Genomic DNA, 18874 nt, shown 5'->3' with positions numbered 1-18874 from the left:
TCTGAGTCGATTTGACCCGCTCTGAAAATGCCGACTTCACTCCATGAATTGGGCTACAGCGCAGCGAGAAAATTCCGACGCTGTTATCGCAGCGCCGAAATTAACTCAAATCGAGGGTAGGGAGCTATAGGACAGCGAACGTGCCCTGCGCTTTTGCGACAAGTCTTTCGCCCTGGTACACGTCGGCTTCGACCACCAACGTGCGCCGGCCGGCGTGAATTACTCGGCTGGTGCACAGCACGTCACCGTCTTCGACGGCGCGAATATAATTGATCTTGCATTCGATGGTGGCGCTCTGCTGGTCGAAACCATGGGCGCTGGAACAGGCCAGGCCCATCGTGATGTCCACCAGGCTGAAAATCGCCCCGCCATGGAGCTTGCCTGCACGGTTGCGCAGGTGCGGCTCCAGGGTCAGGGCCACCTCGGCAACGCCTTCATCCAGGCGTTGCAGGCGGCAGCCGATCAGCTCGCTGAACGCGCTCTGGGTCAAACCCGCCGGGATTTCCATCAACGCTTCTTCAACTGTTTGGCATTGGCGAACAGCGATGCCATGGCGTTGTTGCTCGGCGCGGCAGTCGTAGCGTCCTTGCGCGGCGCGTTGTTCTGCGACTGGCGCGGTGCCGAACCTGGGCGAGCGCCACGAGCACCGTCGATCTTCTCGCCCGGGGTATCGCTCATGCGCATCGACAGGCCCACGCGTTTACGCGGGATATCGACTTCCATGACCTTGACCTTGACCACGTCACCGGCTTTGACCGCTTCACGCGGGTCCTTGATGAACTTCTCCGAAAGCGCGGAGATATGCACCAAACCGTCCTGATGCACGCCAATATCCACAAAGGCGCCAAAGTTGGTCACGTTGGTCACTACACCTTCGAGGATCATGCCCGGTTGCAGGTCCTTGAGGTCTTCGACGCCGTCCTGGAACTCGGCGGTCTTGAACTCGGGACGTGGGTCGCGGCCAGGTTTTTCCAGCTCTTGCAGGATGTCGGTGATGGTCGGCACACCGAAGGTTTCGTCGGTGTACTTCTTTGGATCCAGACGCTTGAGGAAGGCGGCGTCGCCGATCAGCGAGCGGATATCACGGTCGGTCTCGGCGGCAATGCGTTGCACCAGCGGGTAGGCTTCCGGGTGAACCGCCGAGGCGTCGAGCGGGTTATCGCCATTCATCACGCGTAGGAAGCCGGCCGCTTGTTCAAAGGTTTTTTCACCCAGGCGTGCGACTTTTTTCAGCGCAGCACGGGTTTTGAACGCACCATTTTCGTCGCGATGGCTGACGATGTTCTGCGCCAGGGTCGCGTTGAGGCCCGAGATTCGCGCCAGCAGCGCTACTGAAGCGGTGTTCACGTCTACGCCCACGGCGTTTACGCAGTCTTCCACCACCGCATCCAGGCCGCGTGCCAGTTTAAGCTGCGACACGTCGTGCTGGTACTGGCCGACGCCGATGGATTTGGGATCGATCTTCACCAACTCGGCCAGCGGGTCTTGCAGGCGACGGGCGATGGAGACGGCGCCACGGATCGACACGTCGAGGTCCGGGAACTCCTTGGACGCCAGCTCCGAAGCCGAGTACACCGAAGCACCCGCCTCGGAGACCATGACCTTGGTCATCTTCATGGCCGGGTATTTTTTGATCAGCTCGGCGGCCAGCTTATCGGTTTCGCGGCTGGCAGTGCCGTTGCCGATGGCGATCAGGTCTACCGCGTGCTTGGCGCACAGGGCGGCAAGGATCGCCAGGGTCTGGTCCCACTTGTTGTGCGGTACGTGTGGGTACACGGTGGCGTGGTCCAGCAGCTTGCCGGTGGCATCGACCACAGCGACCTTGCAACCGGTGCGCAGGCCCGGGTCGAGGCCCAGGGTGGCACGCGGGCCGGCCGGTGCGGCCAGCAGCAGGTCGTGCAGGTTGTGGGCGAACACGTTGATCGCTTCGGTTTCGGCGCCGTCGCGCAACTCGCCCAGCAGGTCGGTTTCCAGGTGGGTGTAGAGCTTGACCTTCCAGGTCCAGCGCACGACTTCACCGAGCCACTTGTCCGCAGGGCGATTCTGGTTCTGGATGCCGAATTGTTGACCGATCATGCCTTCGCACGGGTGCATGGTGCCTGGCAGTTCGTCACCGACTTTCAGCGCGGAGCTGAGAATGCCTTCGTTGCGGCCGCGGAAAATCGCCAGGGCGCGGTGGGACGGCATGCTTTTGAGCGGCTCGTCGTGTTCGAAGTAGTCGCGGAATTTGGCGCCTTCCTCCTCTTTGCCGGCGATGACGCGGGCGCTGAGGATGGCTTCCTGCTTCAAGTAGGTACGCAGTTTTTCCAGGAGGCTGGCGTTTTCGGCGAAGCGCTCCATCAGGATGTACTTGGCGCCTTCGAGGGCAGCCTTGACGTCGGCGACGCCTTTTTCCGCGTCGATGAAGCGAGCGGCTTCGGTTTCCGGCGTCAACGATGGGTCGTTGAACAGGCCATCGGCCAAATCGCCCAGGCCGGCTTCCAGAGCGATCTGGCCCTTTGTACGACGTTTCTGTTTGTATGGCAGGTAAAGGTCTTCGAGGCGGGTCTTGGTGTCCGCGAGTTTGATGTCGCGCTCCAGTTGAGGGGTCAACTTGCCCTGTTCCTCGATGCTGGCGAGGATGCTGATACGCCGTTCGTCGAGTTCTCGCAGGTAGCGCAGGCGCTCTTCCAGGTGACGCAGTTGAGTGTCGTCGAGGCTGCCGGTCACTTCTTTTCGGTAACGGGCGATGAAAGGCACCGTGGAGCCTTCATCCAGTAGAGCGACGGCCGCTTCGACCTGTTGTGGGCGTACACCGAGTTCCTCGGCGATGCGGCTGTTGATGCTGTCCATAAAACCACCTGAAATTCTTAAAATCAGCGCGCCGGCCCGTAAAAACAAGGCCCGGCGAGGCTGGTTGAGCGGCCCGACTGGCGCCGCTGCCTGGGTCAAGAGGCTGCCTATTGACCCTCGAAATCGAAAAATTCACGACAAGCGGGTAAAAAAAGCCCGGCAGCAAACGGTAACGATCTGACGTTGCCCTGCACGGAGGCGCCGCATTATAACCAGCGTTCTGCTATTGGGGGGTACTGCGCCGGAGGTTGTAGGGCGTGGGTTCGCTGGCAGTAGATGAAAAATCTGCTAACAATGCACACGGTGCGTATAACGGCAGCTACGCCATAATGCGCGCCGAGATAAGAGGAGCATCCAATGAGCAGCACCGCACAAACTGCTGAAGGCGAAAAAATTCTCATCGTTGATGACGATCCGGGGCTGAGCAGCCTGCTGGAGCGTTTTTTCAACTCCAAGGGCTACCGTGCCCGCGCGGTGCCGAACACCGAGCAAATGGACCGCCTGTTGGGGCGTGAAGTGTTCAACCTGGTCGTGCTCGATCTGATGCTGCCCGGCGAAGACGGCCTTACCGCCTGCAAGCGCCTGCGTGGTGCCAACAACCAGATTCCAATCATCATGCTCACCGCCAAGGGCGATGAGTTGAGCCGCATCAAGGGCCTTGAACTGGGCGCTGATGACTACCTGGCCAAGCCGTTCAACCCTGATGAGCTGATGGCGCGGGTCAAGGCCGTATTGCGTCGCCAGGCACCGGCCGTGCCGGGCGCACCGGGCAGCGAAGACGAAAGCGTCACCTTTGGCGACTACGAACTGTCGTTGGCCACCCGTGAGCTCAAGCGTGGCGAAGAAGTGCACATGCTTACCACCGGCGAGTTTGCGGTGCTCAAGGCTCTGGTGATGAACGCCCGTCAGCCGCTGACCCGTGACAAGCTGATGAACCTGGCCCGTGGCCGTGAATGGGACGCCCTGGAGCGCTCCATCGACGTGCAGATTTCCCGACTGCGCCGGATGATTGAGCCGGACCCCTCCAAGCCGCGGTATATCCAGACGGTGTGGGGCGTGGGTTATGTGTTTGTGCCGGATGGTACCGCAACCAAGTGACCGATGATTTGCAGGGGCGGGTATCCGGCGTTTGACTCCATAAGAGTCGACGGGATGCCCGGCGTCTGCAATTCTGCGAGCACCGCTCGTTCCTGCAAGGTGTGCAGCTTTCATCTATGAAAACCCCGCTGTGGTTCCCACAAAGTTTCTTCTCTCGCACCCTTTGGCTGGTGCTTATTGTCGTTCTGTTTTCCAAGGCGCTCACGCTGGTTTATCTGTTGATGAACGAAGACGTGCTGGTGGATCGGCAGTACAGCCACGGTGTGGCCCTGACGTTGCGGGGCTATTGGGCCGTAGACCCTGAGAACCGAGAAAAGGTGGCCAAGGCGTCGACCTTGACTCGGGTTGATGGGGCCGGCGTGCCTGAAGGCGAGCAGCATTGGCCTTACAGCGAGATCTATCAGCGCCAGATGCAGGCCGAACTGGGCGCCGACACCGAGGTGAGGCTGCGCATGCATGTTTCACCGGCGTTATGGGTGCGGGCACCTAGCCTGGGCGATGCCTGGATCAAGGTGCCGCTTTATCCGCACCCGCTGCGCGGGCAGAAAATCTGGAACGTGCTGGGCTGGTTCCTGGCCATCGGCTTGCTTTCAACGGCCTCCGCGTGGATCTTCGTCCGTCAGCTCAACCAACCACTCAAGCGCCTGGTATTTGCCGCTCGCCAATTGGGCCAGGGGCGCAGTGTGCGCCTGCCGGTCAGCGACACGCCCAGTGAGATGACCGAGGTGTACGGCGCGTTCAACCAGATGGCGGAAGACGTCGAGCAGGCCGGGCGCGAGCGCGAGCTGATGCTGGCAGGTGTGTCCCATGACTTGCGCACACCGTTGACGCGATTGCGCCTGTCCCTGGAGCTGATGGGGGACCATACCGACCTCACCGATGACATGGTGCGCGATATCGAGGACATGGACGCTATCCTGGACCAGTTCCTGGCCTTCATCCGCGACGGGCGTGATGAAGTGGTTGAGGAGGTGGACCTCACGGACCTCGTGCGTGAGGTGGTTGCGCCCTATAACCAGAACGGTGAGCAGGTGCGCATGCGCCTGGAGCCGATCCAGCCGTTTGCATTGCGCCGGGTCTCGATGAAGCGCCTGCTGAACAACCTGATCGGCAACGCCTTGCATCATGCCGGTTCCGATGTGGAGGTGGCGGCGTATGTCTCCGGTGACAGTGCCGCGCCTTACGTGGTGCTGAGCGTGATGGACCGTGGCACGGGGATCGACCCTGCCGAGCTTGAGGGTATCTTCAACCCGTTCACCCGTGGCGACCGAGCCCGAGGTGGCAAGGGCACCGGGTTGGGGTTGGCGATCGTGCGACGAATCGCCTCGATGCATGGCGGCAATGTCGAGTTGCGTAACCGGGAAGAAGGCGGGTTGGAGGCGCGGGTGCGCTTGCCGCTTGGGCTGATGCTGCCTAGAGATGCGGTCTGACAAACAACAAATATCAAAAATGTGGGAGGGGGCTCGCTCCCGATGGCGGTCTTTCAGTCAAGAAGTTCAGTGACTGTGACACCGCTATCGGGAGCAAGCCCCCTCCCACATTGGTTTCATGTCGGGATTAAAATAGGCTTTTAGCCTTTGCCCTTGGTCCGAGTCATATTCGGCCCACCATTCTTCTCCAAGTGCTGAATGATGATCCCCGCCACGTCCTTGCCGGTGGTGGTCTCGATCCCTTCCAGGCCCGGCGATGAGTTCACTTCCATCACCAGCGGCCCATGATTGGAGCGCAGGATATCCACGCCTGCCACGCTCAAGCCCATCACCTTGGCTGCCCGCAGTGCGGTCATGCGTTCTTCCGGTGTGATCTTGATCAGGCTGGCGCTGCCGCCACGGTGCAGATTGGAGCGGAACTCACCGGGCTTGGCCTGGCGCTTCATCGCCGCGATCACTTTGTCGCCCACCACGAAGCAGCGAATATCCGCGCCGCCGGCTTCCTTGATGTACTCCTGCACCATGATGTTCTGCTTGAGGCCCATGAACGCCTCGATCACCGATTCAGCTGCCGTCGCCGTTTCACACAGCACCACACCGATGCCTTGGGTGCCTTCCAGTACCTTGATCACCAGCGGTGCACCATTGACCATCTCGATCAGGTCAGGGATGTCATCCGGGGAGTGGGCAAAGCCGGTGACCGGCAAGCCGATACCCCGGCGTGACAGCAACTGCAGCGAACGCAGTTTGTCCCGCGAGCGGGCAATGGCCACGGACTCGTTGAGAGGAAACACCCCCATCATTTCAAACTGACGCAACACCGCGCAGCCATAAAACGTCACCGAAGCGCCGATACGCGGGATCACCGCATCAAAGCCTTCCAGGGGTTTGCCCCGGTAGTGGATCTGCGGCTTGTGGCTGGCAATGTTCATGTAGGCACGCAACGTGTCGATCACCACCATTTCATGGCCACGTTCAGTGCCGGCCTCGACCAGGCGGCGGGTGGAATACAGACGCGGGTTTCGCGACAGCACAGCAATCTTCATGCAGCACCTGGGGCAGAAATAGTGGAGACCGGGAACACCGGCTTGTCTTGAACGTACTTGACGCCTGGATTGACGACCAACTGGCCGTCAATCAACGCCTTGGAGCCCAGTAACAGGCGATAACGCATGGCTTTGCGACAGGCGAGGGTGAATTCCACCCGCCATACCCGGTCACCCAGCGCCAGGGTGGTGCTGATCACGTAGCGCACCTGCGCATGGCCGTTGGAGCTCTTGATGGTTTTCATCGTCACCAGGGGCGCTTCGCAGCGACGGTGGCGCAGTTGCACCACGCTGCCCAGGTGCGCGGTAAAGCGCACCCACTTTTCACCGTCGCGCTCAAACGGCTCGATATCGGTGGCATGCAGGCTTGAGGTGCTGGCACCGGTGTCGATCTTCGCGCGCAGGCCCGCCACTCCCAGGTCGGGAAGTGCCACCCATTCACGCAGACCCACAACGGTCAAATGGTCAAATGTCTTCAATATGGGTACCGATCAATTTGCCCAGGCTTGAGGAGAAACCTTGGCCAGGGTATTGAATGCAGGTTTGGCGAACCAAAAACCCTGCATCAGAAATATTCCACAGTCGGAGAGGAAATCCCGCTCGCCAGCACTTTCGATGCCTTCGGCGATGACAGTAACTCCCAACTGCTCACAGATTGTGACAATCCCCCGGACGATCACCTGACGGACACGGTCTTGATCGACATCGCGAATCAACGCCATGTCGAGTTTGATCAGGTCGGGTTGGAAATCGGCCAGCAGGTTCAGCCCCGAATAGCCCGCACCGAAGTCGTCGATGGCGGTCTTGAAGCCGAATTCGCGATATTCACGCAGAATATTCGTCAAATGGCGATAGTTATCTACATGCTCGCTTTCCAGTGTCTCGAAAATCAGCCGGTCCAGCGGGAAATTGTGCGCCCGGGCGGCCTCCAGGGTGCTGCGAATACACAGTTCCGGACGGTATACGGCATTGGGCATGAAATTGATGGAAAGGTGAGTCTGCATGCCCAGCGCTGCGGCACCGGCAATGGCCTTGGTTCGGCAGCGCTGGTCGAAGCGGTAGCGATTGGTTTCGTTGACCTGGGCCAGCACCGAGAGCGCGCCTTCTCCCTGGGTACCGCGCACCAAGGCTTCGTTGGCGAATATCGAGTGGTCACGCAGGTCTACGATAGGCTGGTAGGCGAACGCAAAGTCGAACCCCAGAGGCTCGCTTTGCTGGCAACCCACGCACCGCTGGTTGGGCGAGGTGAGTGAAAGGGGGAAGTCGGTCACAGCGTATCCTCGCGAAAACAGGGTGCTACCTGGCGTATCTTAGGTGAGCCTTGGGGTTTATGCGTCGAAGGGTTTCAACGGTAAGGTTGCGACATTTTTCAGAGCGAGGAATTCAAGTGGGTCAAAAACAGGAAGAGGAAGAAAAGGTCCGACTGGACAAGTGGTTGTGGGCCGCGCGGTTCTACAAAACCCGTGCCCTGGCCAAGGCCGCAATCGAAAGCGGGAAGGTTCATCATCGCGGCGAGCGCTGCAAGCCGGGCAAAGAGCCACGTATCGGCGATGAGTTTCAGATTCGTACAGGGTTTGATGAAAAGACCGTCGTGGTGCAGGCGCTTTCTGTCGTGCGCCGTGGGGCACCCGAAGCGCAGGCGCTGTACACCGAGACCGAAGCGAGTATCGCCAAGCGCGAAAATGCAGCGGCCATGCGCAAGGCTGGAGCGACTGGAATGACCACCGATGGCAAGCCAAGCAAGAAGCAGCGCCGCGATCTATTCAAGTTCCGCGGCAGCGGCAACGACGATTGATTACGAATCTCCTGCCGGCAGCAGATCAAAATGTGGGAGGTGGCTTGCTGCCGATAGCAGAGTGTCAGCCATTACACTTGTGACTGAGCCACTGCAAATCGGGAGCAAGCCCCCTCCCACATTTAACCCGCGTATTTAAGGAGCGGTGCGTATGACGCTCAATCGCCCGATCACCGGCAGTTTTCCAAGCAACCCGAACACCGGCGCGGTTACCCGCAACAGGAACCCCGACACCTTCGCCGCAAACGGCGTGTAATACCCCCACCCCAGCGCCAACAGCGCCAGCAGTACGCCACCTATGTAATCGTCCTGACCCCAGTGCGCGCCCGCAACCAGGCGCGGCATCATGAACAGCAGCGCCAGGCCCCAGATCACCAGCACCTGGCCGATGCGCTTGGCAAATACGGTCATGAACATCCCCCAGATCAACAGCACCGAGGCATGGTCGCCCGGGAAGCTCTGGCTGGAACGGTCCTTCAACTCCCAGGTTTTCTCCAGTCCCGGGAAAAAATCACTCATCTGAATCGCGCCGCTGATCACCATGGATGGGCTGCTGTGCTGCCAGCCCATATGCGCCGCGAGTTTGGAGAACAACATGCGAATAAACAGCAACAGCAGCAGAATGCCGAGGAAACCAAAGAACGCCTGGCGCACCTGCACGGCCTTGAACACCCAGTCGCCGCGGATCAGCAGCGTCAGCAAAATAACGCCGACCACTGCATCAAACGGCCGCAGGCTGGCCACGGCCCACACATGCAGCCAGGTCGAATTGGTTGCCAGCGGGCCATTGAGCAGATGAAACAGCCACTCGTCGAAAATCACACACAGCATCTGGCCCGTGGGCCACAGCCAAAAACACAGCAGTCCGATAGCGAGTAGATTGCAAAGAGCCCATCGCCGGAGGTTCCAGTTGGCTTGGAACAAACCCGGATTGTTCATAAACTGTCCCTCATCGCTCTATTCAGCTCCTTGAATTCAGGAGAAGTCGCACCAAGATGGTGCTAAAGCGTTTAATTTTATAAACCTTGTAATCATTTTGTCATCACTTCAGATACCCAGACCTATGACTGATCTACCGGATACCGACTTCACCCAACGCTTCATCTTCGATGAGAGCGATGCCCGCGGCGAGATGGTGTCGTTGGAGCTCAGCTATGCCGAAGTCCTTGCCAAGCACGCCTATCCGGAGCCGGTCGCGCAATTGCTCGGCGAGCTGATGGCCGCCGCGGCGCTGCTGGTTGGCACCATGAAGTTCGACGGGTTGCTGATCTTGCAGGCCCGTTCCGAAGGGCCGGTGCCCATGTTGATGATCGAGTGCTCCAGCGAGCGCGAAATCCGTGGCCTGGCCCGTTATGAAGCCGACCAGATCGCCGCGGACGCCACCCTGGCCGACCTGATGCCCAATGGCGTCCTGGCACTCACCGTCGACCCGACCGAAGGCCAACGCTACCAGGGCATTGTCGACCTCGATGGCCAAACCCTGTCGGAGTGCTTCACCAACTACTTCGTAATGTCCCAGCAGGTGGGCACCAAGTTCTGGCTTAACGCCGACGGCAAACGTGCCCGTGGTTTGCTGGTGCAACAATTGCCGGCCGACCGCATCAAGGATGAGGATGATCGTGCCGAAAGCTGGCGGCATATCATCGCCTTGGCTGATACGTTGAAGGCCGAAGAACTGCTGGGCCTGGACAACGAAACCATCCTGCACCGCCTTTACCATGAAGAGGCTGTGCGGTTGTTTGACTCGCAAGCCTTGCACTTTCATTGCAGCTGTTCGCGCGAGCGTTCAGGCAACGCCTTGGTCAGCCTGGGCCTGGAAGATGCGCAAAATCTGGTGGTGGAACACGGCGGCCATATCGAGATCGATTGCCAGTTCTGCAACCAGCGCTACCTGTTCGATGCCGCTGATGTAGCCCAATTGTTCGCCGGAGCGGGCATCGACACCCCTTCCGACACCCGCCACTAAAACGTTTAAGCACAGGTAAATCACCTGACAAACGCCGGATTAGAGGTGTTCTGACGGGAGGGCCCTACTCTTTTTGGGCTTTTCTGGCATAATCCGGCCCACTTTTTTCGCGGTAGTAGTGCGCAACTTTCTACTACAAAACGTTTGGAGCACTCGGCCATAGGCCGACGGGGAACCTCATGACGCAAGCCAATAACGCCGTATACACCGATCTGAGTGTTGACGATCTGGTCAAAGAAGCCCTGCAGCGCGGTGAAGGCGTGCTTGCCGATACTGGTGCGCTGGTTGTCGAAACCGGTCACCGCACCGGTCGTTCGCCGGTCGACCGTTTTATCGTTGAAGAGCCTTCCACCCAGGACGCCATTGCCTGGGGCCCGATCAACCGCAAGTTCCCGGCCGACAAGTTCGATGCCCTGTGGGCTCGCGTCGAGGCGTTCAACAACGCGCAAGAGCATTTCGTTTCCCATGTTCACGTAGGGGCCGCAGAAGACCACTACCTGGCCGTGAAAATGACCACCCAGACTGCCTGGCAGAACCTGTTCGGTCGTTGCCTGTTCATCAACCCGGCCCAGTACAACCCGGCCGGTCGTGAAGAGTGGCAGGTGCTCAACGTGGCCAACTTCGAGTGCGTGCCAGAGCGTGACGGCACCAACTCCGACGGTTGCGTGATCCTCAACTTCGCGCAGAAAAAAGTGCTGATCGCCGGTATGCGTTACGCCGGTGAAATGAAAAAAGCCATGTTCTCGGTGCAGAACTTCCTGCTGCCGGCCGCCGACGTACTGCCGATGCACTGCGCCGCCAACATTGGCGAAGCAGGCGACGTGACCCTGTTCTTCGGCCTGTCCGGCACCGGCAAGACCACCCTGTCCGCCGACGAAAGCCGTTACCTGATCGGTGACGACGAACACGGCTGGGGCGAAGGCGTAGTGTTCAACATCGAAGGCGGTTGCTATGCCAAGTGCATCGACCTGTCCGAGAAGAACGAGCCGGTTATCTGGAAAGCCATCAAGCACGGCGCCGTGCTGGAAAACGTCGTGATCGACGAGGCCAAGCACGCCGACTACGCTGATGTCAGCCTGACCCAGAACAGCCGTGCCGCCTACCCGCTGGAGCACGTTGCCAAGCGTTCCGAGAAGAACCTGGGCGGCGAGCCAAACGCAGTGATCTTCCTGACCTGCGACCTGACCGGCGTACTGCCGCCAGTGTCGATCCTCAGCGAAGAACAAGCGGCCTACCACTTCCTGTCCGGCTACACCGCGTTGGTGGGCTCGACTGAAATGGGTTCCGGCAGCGGTATCAAGTCGACCTTCTCCACCTGCTTCGGCGCGCCGTTCTTCCCGCGTCCGGCCGGCGAATACGCTGAGCTTTTGATCAAGCGTATCCGTGGTTTCGGCTCCAAGGTCTACCTGGTCAACACCGGCTGGACCGGCGGCGGCTACGGCGTTGGCAAGCGCTTCAACATCCCGACTACTCGCGGCGTGATCGCCGCGATCCAGAGCGGCGCGTTGATCGGCGCGCAAACTGAACACCTCGACACCATCAACCTCGACGTGCCATTGGCCGTACCGGGCGTTGAAACCGGCCTGTTGAACCCACGTAACACCTGGGCTGACAAAGCTGCCTACGACGAAGCCGCGAAGGCGCTGGCTGGTCTGTTTATCGAGAACTTCAAGAAGTTTGAAGTGAGCGATGCGATCAAGGCGGCGGGTCCTAAGTTGTAAGACTTAGCTGTTGTGAAAAAGCCGCCTCTTGTAGGCGGCTTTTTTGTGCGCGCAGGGTTAGTGGGCGATGTGCAGCAGCACCGCGCCGACCAGCACCAGCACAACCCCGAGCACCTGTACCGCCGACAAGCGCTCCTTGAAAAACACAAACCCCAGGATCGCCGCAATCCCTCCAGAGAGCGTACTGATCACCGTTACCACCGAAACCGAGCCGGCCATCGCGCCCCACGAAAACGCCGAGAACCCGCCGAGGTTCATCAGGCTCGCACCGGTCAACGTCGCGCAATTTTTCAGCGGTGGGATCTTCAGACCGTCCTTGATCTTCAGCACCATCACCACCAGCACGCACAGGCCCACCAGGTACCCCAACCACAACATGGTGATCGGCCCCAGTGCCGGTAGTGTGTAGCGACCTTGCAGCCAGAAACTGGTGCCGTACAGCGTTGCTGCGAGCATGGCGTAGGCGATGGACAGGCGCGGGTTGTTGTGGGGCGTGCCGTTGTCCTTGTGGATGCTGGACAGGACCACGCCGATCACGCACAGGGCGATGCAGCCCAGTTGTATCAGGCTGATGTGCTCACCGCTGGCCCAGGACAGCAGGGTGGTCACCACGCCATAGGACGTGACCAATGGCGCGACGATGGCGGCTTTGCCCAGGGCGAAAGCCTTGGACAGCGCGAGGGCTCCAGAGACGGTCAGCAGGGCCGCTGCGATGCCCAGGAGCCAGACGCTCAACGGCGCATCGAGGGATTTGAACAGGAAGGCCGGGAAAATGACCAGCAGCAGAGTCATGATCAGAAAGCCAAGGGCTTGGCCAAAATACACCGCGCGTTTAACGCCAACGGCGCGGGCATTGAGGCCCACGAGAAAGTCCGTGCCACCCCAGAGCAGGGCGGCCAGCAGGCCCATTAGTACGTCCATGTAAGGTCCTTGTTATGCATACCGCTCGCCAGATTAACGCAGAACCAATGTGGGAGGGGGCTTGCTCCCGATGGCGGTGAATCAGTCAGCTTATCTATAGCTGACCCACCGCAATCGGGGGCAAGCCCCCTCCCACATTTGGATCTCAGTGCTCTTGGGATCAGCTCAGGTTTTCCAAGGTCTGCGTGTCCCACCTTTGGGTCTTGATCGCCAGGTAGAGCATACCGATGGTCAGCGGTATTTTGTCGCCACGGCCTTTGGCGCGCCGCTTCAAGAATACGTCGAACATCGGCGGCTGAAAGTAACGATAAGCGTCGTAGTCGCTTAGGTCGACCCCAAAATCCTGTTCCAGCGCCTCCATGAATTGCTTGGCCTCAACGCCATCGCAAGCAAGGTCGAAGTTGAGCGAGGTTTGCAGGCTAATGGTCTTGTGTTGCGGCAGACCGATTTCTTCATGCAGCAATTGCAGGAGGTGCTGCATGACGGGGTCTTCGGGGAAGTGGGGGGCCAGGTTCATGGTGGGGGCACGTAGGAGTGGGTGAGGGGGCCTGTTACGCTTCAGGCGGTATTTGTTTCGAGTGATAAAGAGAGCCAAGCCTATCAAGAACAGTGCCAGGGGAAGGAGTTGAATGTTCAGAATGATGGCGACGTAGGGCAGCCAGAACAATAGAACCAGTCCCGTTATGATGAAGGTAACGGCGAAACGCTTTCGTAATGAGCAGTCGGTTATTTGGTAGTGCAGCAAAAGGTATAGCCCGATAAAGCACACTAATTGCAGGTAGAGGTTCATGGCTCATGGCACCTCTTCGCTTCGAGTGTCTGGGTATCCCAGTGCTTGGCTTTGACAGCCTGATAGAGCATGTCGATGGTAAGTGGGAGCTTTTCCTCACTGCCTCTTTCTACATATCGCAAATGTGCGTCAAGGCTGCGGTGTTTGAAGTAGCGGCTGTTTTTGTAGTCGCCTGATCTCAGGCCAAATTCTTGCTTCAGTACCCTCATTAATTGCTTGGCTTCGGTACTGCTACAGCCAAGATCATGATTGACCGATGTGTCGAGGGTGATCGCCTTGTGCTTGGGCAGGCCGATACCTTCGTGCAGGACTTGCAGAAGGTGAAGCATGATCGGGTCGTCAGGGAAGTCAGGCGCAAGGTTCAAGATTGGGGCAATCAACAAAGGGTGAGTGGTTTTTACTCTGCGATAGATATTCGGGGTGCTCAGCAACCCGATGCCTGTCACGAAGGCGACTATCGGCAGGCTTTCAAGCTGTGCCCCTATGGTCCAAGAAGTGGCATACAGCAGAACTGTTGGGCCTGTTATCAATAGACAGAGCCCAAGCCATTTTCTGAGTACGGGCAACTTTATTGTCTTATCAATAACGGCGGCCAGTACTAGGAAGAGAAGCAGATTGATCCACTGCATGTGTTCATTCACCGCACTAGCCACCTTGGAACTGCCGAACCATTGCCGACAATGATCGCTGAGGACCAATTCCGCCGTTGACCTGTGCGTCGACGCCGATAACAACGTCACCGGCGTGATAGCTGCGAATAATGCCTTTAATCGTCAGGCTAACAGCTGCTCCGGCAGCGAGCCCAATTGGAGGCGATACCAGGCTCATTGGAGCTGATACTGCGCCGCCGATGAGTCCTGCAACGATTTCCCCGCGAACGTTGAGCAAGTCAGCTCGTTGCCGGGTCAGCGGTTTGGAGATAGCAACAGTCATCTTGCAAGGCAAATCACGGGCAAGCATTTTTTCGTAGAGATCGACTAGTCGATGACGCACCTCGTTTGCGCTGGAGCCAGCTTCTAATAAACACAGCTTTGCCAGCACGTGTCGGTGGGTTGGTAAAATCGTAAGGCGAATCACCGTGAAAGTGATGCCATAGTGACCGACATATTGAGTCCTTTCGATGTTCACAAATTTATGCCGACAGAGCTTGGAGAGGGCGCTAGTTTCGCTCAGGCGAAAGGTATTTCCGTAGAGGGCGAGCGATTGTTTGAAGCAGTTTGGGAAGCGGACGTCGCGCCATTTGGTGGTTTCTTACAGTGGTTTCCTGGGTTTACGGCTTGATACCGATTTGGCAGGCTGAACTGGCAAAAAGTGGGAGCCGGGCTTGCCCGCGATGGCGGTGCGTCAGGTTTAAAAAATATAGCCCGATACGCCGCCATCGCAGGCAAGCCAGCTCCCACACGTTTAGCTGTGTAGCGGATCGCTTTGTGTTGGTTGGTCGGCCGCTGGTCGCATTTGCACGTGTTGAGTAGCTTCGAGCAAATCACAGCCGTCCTGAACGAGCAGGTACAGCGCATTGATGATGTGAGAAATGTCTTTGAGGTCGGCGTGTTCGAAGGTCAGGCAAGAGAAGGTTTCCACTAAATCGCTGGCGGCGCGGATACGCTGGTGGGCGGCGGATTGGATGTCATCACAGTGTTCCAATACAGATTCAAAGAAATACGCCAGAGGAGCTGGCACGTTTCTGCTGTTTTTCGGGTGACCAAGCCCGGTCGTTGAATTGGCAGCGACGAGCTGAACCTTAGAAGTGAGGTTGTTCTCGAGCAATAAACATATGGTTTAGTCGTTCGCGGTTCGATCAGGCTCTGGGAGGCTTACTGATACACCGCTCAAAAATCGCCTCCAGTCCTCGATAGTCACACGCCACCGCATCAATATTCGCGGGTATCCATGCCGCGTGTTTCACCAGCCACCAATTCACCGAAAATCCCGCATTCACGATGATCTGTTCAAAGAGGATCCGCTGAGCCCGTCCATTGCCTTCACGGAAGGGATGGATGACATTCAGATCGCCATAAGCTTCAGCGATGTGGTGAACGAGATCGGCCTGGGACGCGCCGGTATACCAATTGGCTTCCTGCATATGCCGAATGATCTTCGCCGCTTCCGGCGGGATGCGCTCCGGGGTGCAGAACAGCGTCTCACCTTTCTGGATGTTGACGCTGCGCAGTTCACCGGCCCAATCGTAGATGTCACCGAACAGGACGCGGTGGATGTGTTGCAGACGATCAAGGTCGTAGGGCGGCGGAAAAAGCGGAAGGTTGCCTACTGCAATCTCGGATAACTCCCGCTCTGCCTCGTGCAGGCGGTGTTCATCGAGCAAATCGAGGCGGTTGCGCAGGACGCTGCTACCGGGGTAGCAGTACGGGTCCTGGCCCACCCCGTATTTGTCGAGCATCAGCGTGAGGTATTGCGGTATTTGGCCAGGACGGCTTCGCGGGTCGGCAGGGGCTTGTCGACATCGGTCGGTTGGGTATCGAACCCTTCCAGGCGCAGGCTGGCCAGGTAATTGGAACGGCGGATCTTGTGATAGTGATCCTGCTTTTGCTCAAACGTCAGTTCGCTCATTGCAGCGTACTCCTGGGTAGCAAGGCTGTGATTGTAGCGCAATGCTTCAGGGGGAAGGCAGTATAAAAACCAAGTCGTAACCTGTATCAAAATCCCGCCGAAGATCTTAATTCAATGTGAGTTTTCGCAATATTCCCCGTCGGCCCTGGGCCATCCCCTGCCTGTGTATCATCCTGTCTCTTATTTCCTTGCGACCTTTCTCGATTCGCCGAACTTACTGGGCTACGTTTTTAAGCCACGTTCAGCGGTCAATGGAGTGACAGCCTTATGCACGACACCCTCCAGCAGGTCTTTGGTTATCCACAGTTTCGCCTGGGCCAGGAAGAGACGGTCAGCGCCGTCCTGGCCGGGCGTTCGGCAGCAGCAATTTTCCCTACGGGGTCGGGTAAATCTTTGTGCTACCAGCTGTCGGCGGTGTTGCTGCCGCACCTGACGCTGGTGGTGTCGCCTTTACTGGCGTTGATGCAGGATCAATTGGGGTTTCTGCAGCGCCATGGCATTTCGGCAGGCAGTATCGATTCGGCCCAGAGCCGTGATGAGGCCAACGATGTGATGGCCCGTGCGCGTTCGGGCGAGTTGAAAATCCTGATGATTTCGGTGGAGCGTTTGAAGAACGAGCGCTTTCGTAACTTCCTGCACAGCGTGCAGATTTCGCTGCTGGTGGTGGATGAAGCGCACTGTATCTCCGAATGGGGCCATAACTTCCGCCCGGATTACTTGAAGCTGCCGGACTACCAGCGCCAGTTCAATATCCCACAAGCGTTGCTGCTGACGGCCACGGCGACGCCCAAGGTAATCGCCGACATGCAGGCCAAGTTCGCGATTGCCCCCGGGGATGTGGTGACCACCGGCTTCTATCGGCCCAACCTCAACCTGCTGGTGGAACCGGTCAGCGGTCAGCACAAGCGCCGCAGGTTGGTTGAATGGATGCAGGAGCGGGCCAACCAACCGAGCATCGTCTATGTCACTTTGCAAAAAACCGCCGAGCAGATTGCCGAGCATCTGAACCGCCACGGCATTCAGGCCGAGGCTTACCACGCGGGGCTGCCCCACGATAAACGCGAGGGCATCCAGCAGCGGTTCATGGGTGGGCGCTCCAATTGCATTGTCGCGACGATCGCGTTCGGCATGGGCATCGATAAAAGCGATATCCGCAATGTGGTGCACTTCGACCTGCCAAAGTCTATCGAGAACTACAGCCAGGAAATCGGCCGTGCAGGGCGTGACGGGCAGCCGTCGGATTGCCTGGTGTTGGCCAATCGCGACAGCCTCAATGTGCTGGAAAATTTCGTCTACGGCGACACGCCGGAGCAAGAGGGCATTGGCCGTGTCCTCGAGGAGTTGCAGGCCGCACGCAGTGAAGGGCAGTGGGAGTTCCTGCTCAGGTCGTTGTCCGATCACAGCAATATTCGCGAGCTGCCACTCAAGACGCTGCTGGTGCAGTTGGAACTCAAGGGTGTGATCGCGCCGCGCTACGCGTTTTATGCCGAATACCGTTTCAAGTACCTGGTCGAGCCCGACGCTTTGCTCGCACGTTTTTCCGGCGAGCGGCAGCAGTTCGTCGCGGTGATCATCCAGGTGTGCAAGCGTGCGAAAACCTGGGCAACGGTGGATTTCGACGCGCTGTATCAACAGCACAATGCCGAGCGCAGCCGGGTGGTAAAGGCGCTGGATTACTTCCAGGAGCAGGGCCTGATCGAGCTGGAAAGCAAACAGATGACCGAGGTCTACAGTTTGCTCGACACCGATTTCGATACAGTGGTGTTGAGCGCCGAGTTATACACAGGCTTCAAGCAGCATGAAGTAACGGAGGTGGCGCGGATTCACGCCATGCTCGACCTGTTCGCCACCGAGCACTGCCTGGGGCAGCGCCTGGCGCAGTACTTTGGTGATGAAAACGCTCCCCAGCGTTGTGGACATTGTTCGGTGTGCCACGGCCATGTCGCGTATCTGCCGCCTCCGCCAAGCCTGCCGCCGCTTGTGGATAAAAGATTCATGGGGCTGTGCGGCGATTTTATCCACAGGCATCATGAGCACACTGGCGAGCTACCCAGTGCCGAGCGGCTGACGCGGTTTCTTGGCGGTATCAGCGTGCCGTTGTTTACCAAGTTGAAGGCGCGGGGCATTCCCGGTTTCGCCGCGCTGGAGGACTACCCCTACGCCGAAGTGCGCGAATGGGCCCGCGCTCAATTAGACCTACTCTGAAGAGACTTGCCGATGCCTGACTCAACGCCCCTGCGCGCCGATTACCGCTACTTCCAGCCGATCACCACGCGTTGGCACGACAACGATGCCTACGGCCATGTGAACAACGTCACCTACTACAGCTTTTTCGATACGGCGGTGAATACCTACCTGATTGAACAGGGCGGGCTGGATATTCACGACGGTGAGGTGGTGGGATTCGTGGTGAGTTCGGCGTGCGATTATTTTGCGTCGATTGCCTTTCCCGAGCGCATTGAAATCGGCCTGCGAGTGGGCAAGTTGGGCAACAGTTCGGTGCAGTATGAGCTGGCGGTGTTCAAGGCAGGCGAAGAAGAAGCCTGTGCGGCGGGGCGCTTTGTGCATGTGTTTGTGGATCGGGCCTCGAACCAGCCTGTGCCGATACCGGGGATGTTGCGCGAGGCGTTGCAGCGACTGGTGGTCTGACCTTGCGGCACCCCATGTGGGAGGGGGCTTGCTCCTCCCACATTAGTACTGAGGTGCT

Annotated in this window: 20 protein-coding genes; 7 read left to right on the top strand and 13 right to left on the bottom strand. The window is 58.5% G+C overall.

Annotation, left to right across the window (positions count from 1 at the left end; translation table 11 throughout):
- Positions 1 to 124 precede the first annotated feature (124 nt).
- Both J1G33_RS10000 and J1G33_RS09995 read right to left on the bottom strand, forming a co-directional pair.
- The gene (locus J1G33_RS10000) at positions 125 to 508 is read right to left on the bottom strand and encodes a PaaI family thioesterase (RefSeq protein ID WP_050549370.1); all 384 of its coding nucleotides are present in this window, start codon (positions 506 to 508) and stop codon (positions 125 to 127) included.
- Complete coding sequence (locus tag J1G33_RS09995) at positions 508 to 2832, bottom strand: Tex family protein (protein WP_032878409.1); 2325 nt, start codon at positions 2830 to 2832, stop codon at positions 508 to 510. Before J1G33_RS09995 ends, J1G33_RS10000 begins: the two co-directional genes overlap by 1 nt.
- Before the next feature lie 357 nt (positions 2833 to 3189).
- Here J1G33_RS09995 and ompR point away from each other — a divergent pair, with 357 nt between their 5' ends.
- Together ompR and J1G33_RS09985 are read left to right on the top strand one after the other, a co-directional pair.
- Positions 3190 to 3930 carry a two-component system response regulator OmpR gene (gene ompR / locus J1G33_RS09990; protein WP_003187669.1) on the top strand — a complete coding sequence of 247 codons (741 nt, stop codon included), beginning with the start codon at positions 3190 to 3192 and terminating at the stop codon, positions 3928 to 3930.
- Positions 3931 to 4046: 116 nt separating this feature from the next.
- Complete coding sequence (locus J1G33_RS09985; protein ID WP_005783812.1) at positions 4047 to 5360, top strand: ATP-binding protein; 1314 nt, start codon at positions 4047 to 4049, stop codon at positions 5358 to 5360.
- Between the two features lie 140 nt (positions 5361 to 5500).
- Here J1G33_RS09985 and rimK read toward each other — a convergent pair whose 3' ends face one another.
- The 3 genes from rimK to J1G33_RS09970 are packed head-to-tail and all read right to left on the bottom strand — an operon-like array spanning position 5501 to position 7677.
- Positions 5501 to 6406, bottom strand: a complete 906-nt coding sequence (gene rimK, locus J1G33_RS09980) for a 30S ribosomal protein S6--L-glutamate ligase (protein ID WP_003187674.1) — start codon at positions 6404 to 6406, stop codon at positions 5501 to 5503.
- Positions 6403 to 6867, bottom strand: a complete 465-nt coding sequence (locus J1G33_RS09975; protein ID WP_169986753.1) for an ATP-dependent zinc protease — start codon at positions 6865 to 6867, stop codon at positions 6403 to 6405. Before J1G33_RS09975 ends, rimK begins: the two co-directional genes overlap by 4 nt.
- A 30-nt stretch (positions 6868 to 6897) precedes the next feature.
- The gene (locus J1G33_RS09970; protein WP_223018003.1) at positions 6898 to 7677 is read right to left on the bottom strand and encodes an EAL domain-containing protein; all 780 of its coding nucleotides are present in this window, start codon (positions 7675 to 7677) and stop codon (positions 6898 to 6900) included.
- 116 nt (positions 7678 to 7793) lie between these two features.
- Here J1G33_RS09970 and J1G33_RS09965 point away from each other — a divergent pair, with 116 nt between their 5' ends.
- Positions 7794 to 8201, top strand: a complete 408-nt coding sequence (locus J1G33_RS09965) for a S4 domain-containing protein (RefSeq protein ID WP_005783819.1) — start codon at positions 7794 to 7796, stop codon at positions 8199 to 8201.
- A 135-nt stretch (positions 8202 to 8336) separates the two neighbouring features.
- Here the strand turns inward: J1G33_RS09965 and J1G33_RS09960 are convergent, their stop codons facing one another.
- Complete coding sequence (locus J1G33_RS09960) at positions 8337 to 9140, bottom strand: phosphatase PAP2 family protein (protein WP_032878407.1); 804 nt, start codon at positions 9138 to 9140, stop codon at positions 8337 to 8339.
- Positions 9141 to 9264: 124 nt separating this feature from the next.
- On the opposite strand from J1G33_RS09960, the gene hslO reads away from it, so the two are divergent.
- Both hslO and J1G33_RS09950 read left to right on the top strand, forming a co-directional pair.
- Complete coding sequence (hslO, locus tag J1G33_RS09955) at positions 9265 to 10167, top strand: Hsp33 family molecular chaperone HslO (RefSeq protein WP_005783822.1); 903 nt, start codon at positions 9265 to 9267, stop codon at positions 10165 to 10167.
- A gap of 179 nt (positions 10168 to 10346) precedes the next feature.
- Positions 10347 to 11888, top strand: coding sequence for a phosphoenolpyruvate carboxykinase (locus tag J1G33_RS09950; protein ID WP_005783824.1), 1542 nt, complete (start codon positions 10347 to 10349; stop codon positions 11886 to 11888).
- 57 nt (positions 11889 to 11945) lie between these two features.
- Here the strand turns inward: J1G33_RS09950 and J1G33_RS09945 are convergent, their stop codons facing one another.
- The 7 genes from J1G33_RS09945 to J1G33_RS09915 all read right to left on the bottom strand — a co-directional run bounded on the left by J1G33_RS09945 (position 11946) and on the right by J1G33_RS09915 (position 16167).
- Positions 11946 to 12809, bottom strand: a complete 864-nt coding sequence (locus J1G33_RS09945) for a DMT family transporter (protein ID WP_248128496.1) — start codon at positions 12807 to 12809, stop codon at positions 11946 to 11948.
- Positions 12810 to 12969: 160 nt separating this feature from the next.
- Positions 12970 to 13326 carry a DUF1493 family protein gene (locus J1G33_RS28080; RefSeq protein ID WP_223018073.1) on the bottom strand — a complete coding sequence of 119 codons (357 nt, stop codon included), beginning with the start codon at positions 13324 to 13326 and terminating at the stop codon, positions 12970 to 12972.
- A 269-nt stretch (positions 13327 to 13595) separates the two neighbouring features.
- Positions 13596 to 14228, bottom strand: coding sequence for a DUF1493 family protein (locus J1G33_RS09935; protein WP_236648041.1), 633 nt, complete (start codon positions 14226 to 14228; stop codon positions 13596 to 13598).
- 16 nt (positions 14229 to 14244) lie between these two features.
- Positions 14245 to 14727: a hypothetical protein gene (locus tag J1G33_RS09930; RefSeq protein WP_078820039.1), complete on the bottom strand. Its 483-nt coding sequence runs from the start codon at positions 14725 to 14727 to the stop codon at positions 14245 to 14247.
- A 276-nt stretch (positions 14728 to 15003) separates the two neighbouring features.
- Positions 15004 to 15267, bottom strand: coding sequence for a hypothetical protein (locus J1G33_RS09925; protein WP_248090771.1), 264 nt, complete (start codon positions 15265 to 15267; stop codon positions 15004 to 15006).
- 130 nt (positions 15268 to 15397) lie between these two features.
- On the bottom strand, positions 15398 to 15997 hold the full coding sequence (locus J1G33_RS09920; RefSeq protein WP_032878403.1) for a putative adenosine monophosphate-protein transferase Fic: 600 nt from the start codon (positions 15995 to 15997) through the stop codon (positions 15398 to 15400).
- A complete protein-coding gene (locus J1G33_RS09915) occupies positions 15997 to 16167 on the bottom strand; it encodes a YhfG family protein (protein WP_003187692.1) in 171 nt (56 codons plus the stop codon). Before J1G33_RS09915 ends, J1G33_RS09920 begins: the two co-directional genes overlap by 1 nt.
- Positions 16168 to 16434: 267 nt before the next feature.
- On the opposite strand from J1G33_RS09915, the gene J1G33_RS09910 reads away from it, so the two are divergent.
- Positions 16435 to 18372: a RecQ family ATP-dependent DNA helicase gene (locus J1G33_RS09910; RefSeq protein ID WP_223018002.1), complete on the top strand. Its 1938-nt coding sequence runs from the start codon at positions 16435 to 16437 to the stop codon at positions 18370 to 18372.
- A 12-nt stretch (positions 18373 to 18384) separates the two neighbouring features.
- Positions 18385 to 18816, top strand: coding sequence for a thioesterase family protein (locus J1G33_RS09905; RefSeq protein ID WP_032878401.1), 432 nt, complete (start codon positions 18385 to 18387; stop codon positions 18814 to 18816).
- Positions 18817 to 18874: the final 58 nt, after the last annotated feature.

The organism is Pseudomonas sp. P867 (genome assembly GCF_019891455.1).
GTDB classification, from domain to species: Bacteria; Pseudomonadota; Gammaproteobacteria; order Pseudomonadales; family Pseudomonadaceae; genus Aquipseudomonas; species Aquipseudomonas synxantha_A.
Note: the sequence above shows the minus strand (reverse complement) of the source record. Positions and strands in the feature narration are given on the sequence as shown.